The sequence below is a fragment of the Piscinibacter lacus genome, from assembly GCF_016735685.1.
GTDB lineage: Bacteria > Pseudomonadota > Gammaproteobacteria > Burkholderiales > Burkholderiaceae_C > Aquariibacter > Aquariibacter lacus.
This window is the reverse complement of record NZ_JAERRA010000001.1, coordinates 1,574,074-1,585,312: the sequence shown is the minus strand read 5'-3', so window position 1 is coordinate 1,585,312 and position 11,239 is coordinate 1,574,074. Positions and strand designations below refer to the sequence as shown.

9 protein-coding genes are annotated in these 11,239 nt (G+C 72.3%); 4 read left to right on the top strand and 5 right to left on the bottom strand.

All coding sequences use genetic code 11. The features are described from left to right. Positions 1–96 precede the first annotated feature (96 nt). Positions 97–1,641, top strand: a complete 1,545-nt coding sequence (locus JI742_RS07225) for a fumarate hydratase (protein ID WP_201825086.1) — start codon at positions 97–99, stop codon at positions 1,639–1,641. Positions 1,642–1,736: 95 nt separating this feature from the next. Here the strand turns inward: JI742_RS07225 and ahpF are convergent, their stop codons facing one another. The 5 genes from ahpF to yaaA form a co-directional block, all read right to left on the bottom strand. Then, complete coding sequence (ahpF, locus tag JI742_RS07220; protein ID WP_201825085.1) at positions 1,737–3,302, bottom strand: alkyl hydroperoxide reductase subunit F; 1,566 nt, start codon at positions 3,300–3,302, stop codon at positions 1,737–1,739. Positions 3,303–3,516: 214 nt separating this feature from the next. Further along, complete coding sequence (gene ahpC / locus JI742_RS07215; protein ID WP_201825084.1) at positions 3,517–4,080, bottom strand: alkyl hydroperoxide reductase subunit C; 564 nt, start codon at positions 4,078–4,080, stop codon at positions 3,517–3,519. Between the two features lie 160 nt (positions 4,081–4,240). Continuing rightward, positions 4,241–6,940, bottom strand: a complete 2,700-nt coding sequence (locus JI742_RS07210) for a bifunctional acetate--CoA ligase family protein/GNAT family N-acetyltransferase (protein ID WP_201825083.1) — start codon at positions 6,938–6,940, stop codon at positions 4,241–4,243. 147 nt (positions 6,941–7,087) lie between these two features. Beyond that, positions 7,088–7,996 (bottom strand): 2OG-Fe(II) oxygenase, encoded by a 909-nt coding sequence (locus JI742_RS07205; protein WP_201825081.1) that lies wholly within the window; start codon positions 7,994–7,996, stop codon positions 7,088–7,090. Positions 7,997–8,028: 32 nt separating this feature from the next. Next, positions 8,029–8,808 (bottom strand): peroxide stress protein YaaA, encoded by a 780-nt coding sequence (yaaA, locus tag JI742_RS07200; RefSeq protein ID WP_201825079.1) that lies wholly within the window; start codon positions 8,806–8,808, stop codon positions 8,029–8,031. A 97-nt stretch (positions 8,809–8,905) separates the two neighbouring features. Between yaaA and JI742_RS07195 the strand changes: the two genes are divergently transcribed. Genes JI742_RS07195 through JI742_RS07185 form a run of 3 tightly spaced genes read left to right on the top strand, consistent with a single transcriptional unit; the run spans position 8,906 to position 11,228 of the window. Beyond that, positions 8,906–9,370 carry a YchJ family protein gene (locus JI742_RS07195; protein ID WP_201825078.1) on the top strand — a complete coding sequence of 155 codons (465 nt, stop codon included), beginning with the start codon at positions 8,906–8,908 and terminating at the stop codon, positions 9,368–9,370. Further along, positions 9,367–10,320 (top strand): pseudouridine synthase, encoded by a 954-nt coding sequence (locus JI742_RS07190; protein WP_201825077.1) that lies wholly within the window; start codon positions 9,367–9,369, stop codon positions 10,318–10,320. The genes JI742_RS07195 and JI742_RS07190 overlap by 4 nt, the downstream gene beginning before the upstream one ends. Next, positions 10,317–11,228 (top strand): DMT family transporter, encoded by a 912-nt coding sequence (locus JI742_RS07185; RefSeq protein WP_201825076.1) that lies wholly within the window; start codon positions 10,317–10,319, stop codon positions 11,226–11,228. The genes JI742_RS07190 and JI742_RS07185 overlap by 4 nt, the downstream gene beginning before the upstream one ends. Positions 11,229–11,239 lie beyond the last annotated feature (11 nt).

Genomic DNA, 11,239 nt, shown 5'->3' with positions numbered 1-11,239 from the left:
ACTCGCTGGCTAAACTGTCGAGCTGCCCGGACCGCTCCGCCTTGCGGCGGTATGTGCCGCGTTGTCCGCCCCGGTTCCCTCCCCGCCAGGTGTCCCATGCCGAGCCCCACCATCCGCCACGACGACCTCGTCGAATCCGTCGCTGCCGCCCTGCAGTACATCAGCTACTACCACCCGGCGGACTACATTGAGCACCTGGCCCGCGCCTACCAGCGCGAAGCCTCGCCGGCGGCCAAGGACGCGATCGCCCAGATCCTGACCAACTCGAAGATGTGCGCCGAGGGCCGGCGCCCGATCTGCCAGGACACCGGCATCGTCAATGTCTTCCTGAAGATCGGCATGGACGTGCGCTGGGAGGGCTTCAAGGGCTCGATCGAGGACGCCGTCAACGAAGGCGTGCGCCGCGGCTACCTGAATGCCGACAACATGCTGCGCGCCTCGGTGCTCAACGATCCGATCTTCGAGCGCAAGAACACCAAGGACAACACGCCGGCCGTCATCCACATGAGCGTGGTGCCGGGCGACACGGTGGACGTGACCGTGGCCGCCAAGGGCGGCGGCAGCGAGAACAAGAGCAAGTTCATCATGATGAACCCCAGCGACAACCTGGTCGACTGGGTGCTCAAGACCGTGCCGACCATGGGCGCCGGCTGGTGCCCGCCGGGCATGCTGGGCATCGGCGTCGGCGGCACCGCCGAGAAGGCCATGCTGCTGGCCAAGGAGGTGCTGATGGAGCCGATCGACATGTTCGACCTGCTCGCCCGCGGCCCGCAGAACAAGCTGGAAGAACTGCGCATTGAGCTCTACGAGAAGGTCAATGCCCTGGGCATCGGCGCCCAGGGCCTGGGCGGCCTGACCACGGTGCTCGACGTCAAGATCGCCACCTACCCCACCCATGCGGCCAGCAAGCCGGTCGCGATGATTCCGAACTGCGCCGCCACCCGCCATGCGCACTTCGTGCTGGACGGCAGCGGCCCGGCCTATGTCGAGCCGCCGAGCCTGGACCTGTGGCCCGACGTGAAGTGGGCGCCCGACTACAACAAGAGCAAGCGCGTCGACCTGAACACCCTGAGCAAGGAGGAAGTCGCGAGCTGGAAGCCCGGCGACACCCTGCTGCTCAACGGCAAGATGCTCACCGGCCGCGATGCCGCGCACAAGCGCATCGCCGACATGCTGGCCAAGGGCGAGAAGCTGCCGGTGGACTTCCGCAACCGCGTCATCTACTACGTCGGCCCGGTCGATCCGGTGCGCGATGAGGTGGTCGGCCCGGCCGGCCCGACCACCGCCACCCGCATGGACAAGTTCACCGAGATGATGCTGGCCGAGACCGGCCTGATCGCCATGGTAGGCAAGGCCGAGCGCGGCCCGGTCGCGATCGAATCCATCAAGAAGCACGGCAGTGCCTACCTGATGGCCGTCGGCGGCAGCGCCTACCTGGTGAGCAAGGCGATCAAGGCGGCCACCGTGGTCGGCTTCGCCGACCTCGGCATGGAAGCCATCTACGAATTCGATGTGGTCGACATGCCGGTGACGGTGGCCGTGGACGCCGGCGGCACCAGCGCCCACATCACCGGCCCTAAGACCTGGCAGGAGAAGATTGCGACCGGCGAGTTCAAGGGCATCACGGTCGCGGCAGGCTGAAGCCGGCGCAACAAGCCAAAGGCCCGGGGGCTTGCGCCCCCGGGCCTTTTTCATGGGCTGCCAGCCGGCCGCAGGGGCCGACCGGCGGCTCCGCTTCAGTGCGCCGCGCCGCCGCGGATCAGGTAGTCGAAGGCGCCCAGGGCCGCCTTCGCGCCATCGCCGGTCGCGATGATGATCTGCTTGTAGGGCACGGTGGTCGCGTCGCCGGCCGCGAACACGCCGGGCACCGAGGTCGCGCCGCGCGGGTCGACGAGGATCTCGCCGTAGCGGCTCAGCTCGACCGTGCCCTTGAGCCATTCGGTGTTGGGCACCAGGCCGATCTGCACGAAGACGCCGGCCAGCTCCACGGTGTGGGCCTTTCCGGTGCCGCGGTCGGTGTAGCTGAGCGCGGTGACCTTCTTGCCGTCGCCGTGGATCTCGGTGGTCTGGGCATGCTTGACGATGCTCACATTGGGCAGGCTTTCGAGCTTGCGCACCAGCACCGCATCGGCACGCAGTTGCTCAGCAAACTCGATGAGCGTGACGTGCTGGACCAGGCCGGCCAGGTCGATGGCCGCCTCGACGCCCGAGTTGCCGCCGCCGATCACCGCGACCTTCTTGCCCTTGAACAGCGGGCCGTCACAGTGCGGGCAGTAGGCCACGCCGCGGTTGCGGTATTCGTCCTCGCCCGGCACGTTGACATTGCGCCAGCGCGCGCCGGTCGACAGGATCAGGCTGCGAGCCTTCAGCTCGGCGCCATTGGCCAGCTTCACGCCGATCAGGCCGCCGGGCTCGGACGCCGGGCTGAGCTGCTCGACGCGCTGGCCGTTCATGATCTCGACCTCGTAGGCGCGCACATGCTGTTCCAGCGCGGCGGCGAACTTCGGGCCGTCGGTCTCCAGCACCGAGATGTAGTTCTCGATGGCCAGGGTGTCGAGCGTCTGGCCGCCGAAGCGCTCGGCCACCACGCCGGTGCGGATGCCCTTGCGGGCCGCATACACGGCCGCGGCCGCGCCGGCCGGGCCGCCCCCCACCACCAGCACCTCATAGGGCGCTTGCTCGCTGAGCTTGGCCGCTTCGCGGGCCGCCGCGCCGGTGTCGACCTTGGCAAGGATTTCCTCCAGGCCCATGCGCCCGCTGCCGAAGGGCTTGCCGTTGAGCAGCACGGTCGGCACCGCCATGACCTGGCGTTCCTCCATCTCGGCCTGGAAGAGCGCGCCGTCGACCACCACCGTGCGCACCTTGGGATTGAGCACGGCCATCAGCGTCAGCGCCTGCACGACGTCCGGGCAGTTGTGGCACGAAAGGGACATGAAGACTTCGAAGCGGAAGTCGCCGTCCAGCGCGCGGATCTGTTCGATCACCTCGGGCTCGACCTTGGGCGGATGGCCGCCCACCCACAGCAGGGCCAGCACCAGCGAGGTGAACTCGTGGCCCATGGGCACGGCGGCGAACTCGACGCCCATGTCCTGGCCGATGCGATTCAGGCGGAAGGACGGCTTGCGCGTGGCCTGGCCGTCATGGCGCAGGCTGATCTTGTCCGACAGGGCAGCGACCTGTTCGATCAGCTCGCGCATTTCCTGCGCACCGGCGCTGTCGTCCAGGCTGGACACGATCTCGAACGGCTGCGTGACCCGTTCGAGGTAGGCCTGAAGCTGAGCGGTCAGTTGGGCGTCCAACATCGTGGTTCTCCTTGAAGACCCGCGCCACGGGGGCGAGGTCGATGAACATTCGGAAACGGCAAGCCCGGCCGAGCGCCCCGGGAGGGGCACCGGGCCGGGCTTGGGAGGGGCAGCGAGACCGTCGACCTCTGCTGCCGCTTGCGTCGGGCCCGAAACCGGAGGCTTCGGGCCTGGCCGAGACGGCCCCCCTGCGCAGGCAGGGGGACGGCCCGCATCAGATCTTGCCGACGAGGTCCAGCGAAGGCGTCAGGGTCTTGGCGCCTTCCTTCCACTTGGCCGGGCAGACCTGGCCGGGGTTGGCGGCGGTGTACTGGGCGGCCTTCAGCTTGCGCAGGGTCTCGGCCACGTCGCGGGCGATCTCGTTGCTGTGGACTTCGGCGGTCTTGATGATGCCGTCCGGGTTGATCACGAAGGTGCCGCGGTAGGCCAGGCCGTCTTCCGGGATCAGCACGTCGAAGGCCTTGCTCAGCACATGGGCCGGGTCGCCGACCAGCGGGAACTTGGCCTTGCCGACGGCCGGCGAGGTCTCGTGCCACACCTTGTGCGAGAAGTGCGTGTCGGTGGTGACGATGTAGACCTCGGCGCCCGCGGCCTGGAAGGCGGCGTAGTTGTCGGCAGCGTCCTCGATCTCGGTCGGGCAGTTGAAGGTGAAGGCCGCCGGCATGAAGATCAGGACCGACCACTTGCCCTTGAGGCTTTCCTCGGTGACGGTGATGAACTTGCCGTTGTGGAAGGCCTGGGTCTTGAAGGGCTGAACGGGGGTGTTGATCAGGGACATGAGGATTTCCGGTGGATGGGTGGTGAAAGCGGGTTGACTAAAAACCCCACCCGACGAATCGTAGCTGCGCCGCAGCATTGCCGCGATGGATAGAAAAAAAGGCGGCGATTGAAACAGGCAATGGCCTCCCGGGTACGCCGGCCCGCGGCTCGCTCCAAGTTCAGGGCGCCGGGGCCGCAGGGCCGTCCAGTTCCAGGCGGACACGCATCAGATCCTCGTCGTCGGGATCGTGCTCGGCCTGGAAGCCGAGCTGCGCCAGCAGCTTGAGCATGGGCCGGTTCTCGCGCAGCACCTCGCCGACGATGCGCCGCGTGCCGCGGCTGCGCACGTAGTCGATGATGCGCATCATCAGCAGCCGGCCCAGGCCCGTGCCCTTCAGCTCGGATCGGATGACGATGGCGTATTCGGCCGCCTGGTTGTCCGGGTCGGTGATGGCGCGCACGACGCCCAGGGTCTGGGCCCTGGCCGGATCGGGGTCGGTGCTGGCGATGAAGGCCATCTCCCGCGCGTAGTCGATCTGCGTCATCCGCGCCAGCTCGACATGCGCGAAGGCGCTGCGCCGCGTGCTGAAGAAGCGCATGCGGCGGTCGGTCGGGTCCAGGCTCTGGATGAAGTCGCTGTGCGCGGCCTCGTCCTCGGGCCGGATCGGGCGCACGACGAGGTTCCGGCCGCGCCAGGCAACCGTCTGCACCCACGCGCTCGGATAGGGCCGGATCGCGAAATGCTCCCGGCCGCCGGGCCGGGCGGCGGAAAGGCGCACCCGCACATCCACCGCCAGGGCGCCGTCGGCATCGGCCAGCACCGGATTCAGGTCCAGCTCGGCCAGGGCCGGCAGCTCGGCCACCAGGCGGGCCACGGCGATCAGGGTGTCGTAGACCGCCTCCAGCCGGGCGGGCGGATGGTCGCGGTAGCCGGCCAGCAGGCGCGCGACCCGGGTGCGCCGCACCAGGTCGGCAGCCAGCGCGCGATTGAGCGGTGGCAGCGCCACGGCGCGGTCGGCCAGCACCTCGACCGCCGTGCCGCCGGCGCCGAAGAGCAGCACCGGGCCGAACAGCGGGTCGATGCTGGCGCCGACGATCAGCTCCTGCGCATGCGGCCGCCGCACCATGGCCTGCACGGTCAGCGCATCGATGCGGGCCTGCGGCGCCCGCGCCCGCACCCGACCGAGCAGCGCCGCCACGGCGGCCTCCAGCTCCTGCGGATCGTGCAGGCCCAGCACCACGCCACCGACGTCGGACTTGTGCACGATGTCGCGCGAGGCAATCTTCAGCACCACCGGGTAGCCGATGGACTGCGCCGCGGCCAGCACCGCGCCCACCTCGGGCGCGACGCGCCGCGTGGCGACGACGGCCACGCCATAGGCCTGCAGCAAGGCCATGGCCTCCTCGTCGTCGAGCAGCTCGCGGCCCTCGGCCAGGGCACGGTCGATCACGGCCTGCGCGCGCTCGCGCTGCGGCGCAGCGATCTGCACCAGGCCAGGCGTCTCGATCAGCGCCGCCTGGTTCTCGCGCCAGGTGCGCAGCATGGCCAGGGCGCGCACCGCATCCTCGGGCGTCGCATGGTCGGGGATGCCGGCGGCGGTGAAGCGCGAGCGCGCCTCGTCCATCGCCGTGCCGCCCAGCCAGCAGCCCAGCACACGGCCCGGGTGGCGGCGCGCCGCTTGCAGCAGGGCCTCGGCCAGGGCGGTGGCGTCGATGCCGGCCGCCGGGGCATGCAGAAGCAGCACGGAGCCGGTCTCGGGATCGTCGAGCAGGGCCTCAAGCGCCGCGGCCTGGCGGGCAGCGTCCGCATCCGAGCCGAGATCGACCGGGTTGCCGAGGCCCGCCCCCGCCGGCAGCAGCGGCGCCAGGCGCGCGTGCAGCGCGGCATCCGGCGCATGCAGCGGCACGCCGTGCCGCTCGGCTGCATCGGCGGCGATCACGCCGGCCCCGCCGCCATTGGTCAGCACGGTCAGCCGCTCGCGCAGGTGGCCGTGAAGCTGCGACAGGGTCTGCGCGGCCAGGAAGAGCTCTTGCAGCGTGTCGACCCGCAGCATGCCGGCGCGGCGGATGGCGGCATCGAAGACGATGTCGGCCCCGCTGAGCTGGCCGGTGTGCGAGATCGCCGCCTGCTGCCCGGCCGGGCTGCGGCCGGCCTTGACGACGATCACCGGCTTGCCGCGCGCAGCCGCCCGCGCGGCCGACATGAACTTGCGCGGCTGGTCGATGGATTCCAGGTAGAGCAGGATGGCGCGGGTGCGGCCCTCGATGGCGAACTGGTCCAGCAAGTCGGCGGCATCCACATCCATGCGCTCGCCGATCGACACCAGGTGCGAGAAGCCGAAGTTGCGCGACTTGGCCCAGTCCAGCATCGCGCTGACCAGGGTGCCGGACTGCGAGATGAAGGCGATGTGCCCCGGCAGCGCCTGGGTGGGGGCGGCACTCGCATTCAGGCCCAGGGCCGGCGATTGCAGGCCCAGGCCGTTGGGGCCGAGCAGGCGGAGCTGATGCGGCCGGGCCGCCTCCAGCGCGGCCTGGCGCTGAGCCGGGCTGGGGTTGCCGCCGCTGACGATCACCGCCCGGGTGCCGCGTGCGCCGAGGGCGCGCACCCAGTCGGCCAGCTCGGCGGGCGGGGTGCACAGCAGGGCCAGGTCCAGGCCGGCGGGCAGATCCTCCAGCTGGCTCGGCAGGGGCTGGCCATCGAGCAGGCCGCCGGCCGGGTCCAGGGCCAGGCAGGGGCCGCGGAAGCCGCCGCTGCGCAGATTGCGCCACAGGCTGCGGGCATGGCGGGTCTCGGGGCCGGCCGGGGCGGCATCGGCCAGCGGCCCGATCAGCAGCACCGAACGCGGATGGAGCAGCTTGTCGAGGTTGCGGATGGTCATGGTGCGGGCGGGGGGGTCGGGGCCCGGGCCGGCAGCTTGCCCGCGCGGCAAGGCCCGGGCATGACAGGGTCTGTTGCGGCCCACCCGCAAGGAGCGAGCCCGGCCGTGGGGACGAAGCCGGGGGCGTTCAGGCCGGCGCCCGGCGCTTCAGTCGAAGCGGCCCGCGCGCAGCCACTTGGTCGCCACCCATTTCTCGCCTTCAAGCACCGGCGCGCCGCCGTGCAGGGTCTGGGTGGCGGGATGCGGCCGGTCGTAGCTGAAGAAGACGGCATGGCCGCGGCGCGGCGCCACCTGGAGCTTCACATCGGGGAAGGTGGTCGCGCCGCCGCGGGTCGGCGTGTTGAGGTACATCACCACCGTGGCCAGGCGCTGGCCTCCGCGCTTGAGGATGCCCGGCGTGCCGGGCTGGGCGGGGTCGAAATAGTCGTAGTGCGGCTTGTACTGTGCGCCCGGCGCATAGCGCAGCACCTGCAAGCCCTCGCCGCGCTCGACCGGCCAGCGCAGCAGGGCGGCCAGCCGCGCCTCGATGCGGGCGCAGACCGGATGCTCGCCGCGGCCGAAGAACATGCCCTCGCTGGTGCGCGCGGCATTGACCTCGCTGTCGCCGGTGGCCACAGCCACGGTGTGCGAGCGGGCCAGGCGGTCGCGGGCGCGGGCGATGATCTCCTCGCACTCGGCCGCGTCGAGCAGGTCTTCGAAGACGACGATGCGCGGCTGGCGCATGGCCACCACCACGCCGACCTCGCGGTCGCCGGCCCAGAGGCTGGGCGGATCGTCCTCCAGCGCCGGCTCGGGCAGCGCCCCGGGCGTGCCGCTGAAGCCGGGGCCGGCGCGACCGTCCGGGTCGGCCGGTGCAGGCGCCGGCACCGGCGCCTCGGCCAGCTGCTTCAGGCCGGCGACCACTGCCGCGCCCAGCACGGCCTTGAGCGCCTCGCGCGCGGTCTCGGGCTGCCAGCCGGTCTGCTCCATCGCGGCTTGCAGGGTGGCGATGCTGTGGCCGGCGGCGGCCTGTTCAGCGATCCAGCGGCGGATGGCAGGGGTCAGGGGCTGCTTCATCGTGGACCGGGCGCGGGGCAGGCGCGCAGGCTTCAGGCCGCGCTGCGGCGGCGGAAGACGAGGCGTTCCTCGTCGCTGGCGGCCGGGTCGAAGGCATAGCCCTCGTCGGCGAAGCTGCGCAGCGTGTCCAGCTCGCTCGCGCGCTGGCGGATCGCGTGGCGGGCCATCAGGCCGCGTGCGCGCTTGGCATAGAAGCTGACGATCTTCCAGCCCGCCGGCTTCCATTCCTCGAACACGCAGTGCACGACGCGGGCCTTCAGGGCCTTGCGCGGCACGGCCTTGAAGTACTCCTCCGAGGCCAGGTTGACGATCAGGGGCTGCGCATCCTTGGCAAGCTGACGGTCCAGGGCCTCGGCCAGGCGCGGCCCCCACCAGGCATAGAGATCCTTGCCACGCGGGTTGGACAGGCGGGTGCCCATCTCCAGGCGGTAGGGCTGCAGCCGGTCCAGCGGTCGCAGCAGGCCGTAGAGGCCCGACAGGATGCGCAGGTGCTGCTGCGCCCAGGCCAAGTCGTCCGCACCCAGGCTCGTCGCCTGCAAGCCTTCGTAGACATCGCCGTTGAAGGCCAGCACGGCGGCCTTGCTGTTGGCGGCGGTGAAGCGGCTCGACCAGGCGCCGAAGCGACCGACATTCAGCGCGGCCAGCGGCTCGCTGAGGTCCATCAGCGCGGCCACCTGGGCGGCATCCAGCGGACGCAGCAGCTCGATCAGCTCGGCCGCCTCGTCGCGAAAGGCCGGCAGGGTGTGGGCCAGGCCGGGCGGCTCGGGCGTTTCGTAGTCCAGGGATTTGGCGGGGGAAAGCAGCAGCAGCATGGAAGGTCCGGTTCCGATCCGGCGAAAGGCTACCACCGGGACCCGGTGCGGCGCAGGGCCGCGCGGCGCGCGCCGGCTGCATGGCATCCTCGACCCCATGGCCCCTCCGCCCGCCCCTGCCGCCGCCGCGCCGGCCCCGCTTGCCGCTGCGGCGCCCTGCCCTTGCGACCTCGGCGCCGCCGGCCGCCGCTATGCCGACTGCTGCGGCCGCTACCACGGCGCCGGCTGCGGCCAGGCGCCCGATGCGGCCAGCCTCATGCGCTCGCGCTACAGCGCCTTCGTGCTCGGCCGCCGCGAGGAGCTGCTGGCCACCTGGCACCACGACACCCGGCCCGCCGCGCTGGAGCCCGATCCCCCCGGCCTGCGCTGGCTGGGCCTGAGCGTGAAGGCCGCGCGCAGCACCGGGCCCGATGCGGCCGAGGTCGAGTTCATCGCCCGCAGCAAGCTTGGCGGCCGGGCGCACCGGCTGCATGAGCGCAGCCGCTTCCTGCGGGTGGACGGCCGCTGGCTCTACCTTGATGGCGTGGACCCGGCGAGCGGCCTGCCCGCTGGCGGCGCATGAACCCCATCGGCCACGACGGCGCGGACACCGCCCCGCTGACCGTGCTGCACGAGGCCGGCGACTGGCTGGCCGTGCACAAGCCGGCCGGCCTGCTGGTGCACCGCAGCCCGCTCGATGCCGCCAACACCGACACCGTGCAGCGCCGGCTCAAGGCCCAGCTTGGCGCCTGGCTGCTGCCGGTGCACCGGCTGGACCGCGGCACCTCCGGCGTGCTGCTGCTGGCCCGCACGCCCGCCGCGGCGCGGGCGGCGCAGGCGCCCTTCCTGGAAGGCCGGGTGCGCAAGCACTACCTGGGCTTGGTGCGCGGCTGGCCCGCCGGGCCGGTGGCCGTCGACCACCCGCTGCGGCCCGAGGACGCCGGCCCCGAAGCCCCCGCCCAGCCGGCCTGGACGGCCTTCGCGCCCCTGGCCCGGCTGGCGGTGGACGGCGGCGCCGACCCGCGCCATCCGCAAAGCCGCTATGCCCTGGTTGCCGCCTGGCCGCGCAGCGGCCGGCGCCACCAGATCCGCCGCCACTTGAAGCACCTGGCCCATCCCCTGGTCGGCGACGCCACCCACGGCAAGGGCGAGCACAACCGCTGGTGGGCCGCCGCCCTGGGCCGGCCGCGGCTGTGGCTGCATGCCCAGGCCCTGGGCCTGCCGCACCCGGACGGCGGCTGGCTGCACCTGGCCTCGCCACTACACGCCCCCTGGAATGCCGACTGGCAGGCCCTGGCCGCCTGGCCCGGCTGGCAGACGCCGTGGCCGGAAGCGGCCTGGGGCGCCACGCCGCCCGAGCTGCCGGCGGGGCTGGACGAGCGGGGTGGGCCGGGTGGGCCGGGTGGGCCGGATGGGCCGGGCGGGTCGGACGGGCCGGACGCCGTAAGTCGCTTGATGGGCCGGGACGGACGCGCCAGCCCATCGCCCCCCGCCCCGCACGCCCGGGCCGGGCGCGCGCCGCCGCGCCCATGAACCCCCCGCTCAGCCCGCGTGGCGCCGCCTTCAGCCTGGCCGGCAGCATGCTGCTGGTGGGGGTCTATGTGAGCGCGGCACCGCTGCTGCTGGCCTGGTTTCCGCTGGCCGTGCTGGCCAGCCTGCGCTTCCTGCTGGCCGGCCTGCTGATGCTGCCTTGGCTGCGGCGGCCGGCCGGGGCGCCGGCGCTCAGCGCCAGCGAGCATCGCCTGCTCTTCGTGCAGGCCTTGTTCGGCAATGTGCTGTTCACGGTGCTGATGCTGGAGGGCGTGGCGCGCGGCGGCGCGCTGCTGGCCGGCTCGGTGATGGCCGCGTTGCCGGCCGCGGTGGCCCTGCTAGCCTGGGCCCTGCTCGGCGAGAAGCCGGGGCCGCGCCTGGGCGGGGCCGTGGCCCTGGGCGGTGCCGGCATCGCACTGCTGGCCTGGCTGCGACATGCCGGGCCCAGCGCCGCGGCCGACCCCTGGGGCCTGCCGCTGCTGCTCGGCGCGCTGGGCTGCGAGGCGCTGCAAGCCGTGCTGGGCAAGCGCCTGAGCGGGCGCCATGCGCCGCGCTTCATCACCGCCGGCATCAATCTGTGGTGCCTGGTGCTTTGCCTGCCGCTGGGCCTGGCCGCCCTGCCCGCCTGGCCGGCGGCGGCCGTGCCGGCCGGGGCCTGGGCCGGGCTGCTGGCCTATGCCTTGATGGCCAGCGTGCTGGCCGTCTGGCTGTGGATGCGCGGCCTGAGCGTGCTGCCGGCGAGCACCGCCGGCCTCTTCACCGTGCTGCTGCCGCTGAGTGCCGCCGCCGTGGGCCTGCTGGTGGGCGGCGAACGCGCCGGGCCGGGTCATGCCCTGGCCTATGCCCTGGCCCTGGGCGGCCTTCTGCTGGGGGCGATGCCTGGGCGCATGCGCTTCAGGCTCAGGGCCTGAGCCTGAAGCGG

Bases quoted from the DNA above. Each gene is read 5' to 3' on its own strand.
- JI742_RS07205 (WP_201825081.1), bottom strand. From the start codon at position 7,996: ATGAAGCAGCCCCTGACCCCTGCCATCCGCCGCTGGATCGCTGAACAG.
- JI742_RS07195 (WP_201825078.1), top strand. From the start codon at position 8,906: ATGGCCCCTCCGCCCGCCCCTGCCGCCGCCGCGCCGGCCCCGCTTGCC.
- JI742_RS07190 (WP_201825077.1), top strand. From the start codon at position 9,367: ATGAACCCCATCGGCCACGACGGCGCGGACACCGCCCCGCTGACCGTG.
- JI742_RS07210 (WP_201825083.1), bottom strand. From the start codon at position 6,940: ATGACCATCCGCAACCTCGACAAGCTGCTCCATCCGCGTTCGGTGCTG.
- JI742_RS07225 (WP_201825086.1), top strand. From the start codon at position 97: ATGCCGAGCCCCACCATCCGCCACGACGACCTCGTCGAATCCGTCGCT.
- ahpC (WP_201825084.1), bottom strand. From the start codon at position 4,080: ATGTCCCTGATCAACACCCCCGTTCAGCCCTTCAAGACCCAGGCCTTC.
- yaaA (WP_201825079.1), bottom strand. From the start codon at position 8,808: ATGCTGCTGCTGCTTTCCCCCGCCAAATCCCTGGACTACGAAACGCCC.
- JI742_RS07185 (WP_201825076.1), top strand. From the start codon at position 10,317: ATGAACCCCCCGCTCAGCCCGCGTGGCGCCGCCTTCAGCCTGGCCGGC.
- ahpF (WP_201825085.1), bottom strand. From the start codon at position 3,302: ATGTTGGACGCCCAACTGACCGCTCAGCTTCAGGCCTACCTCGAACGG.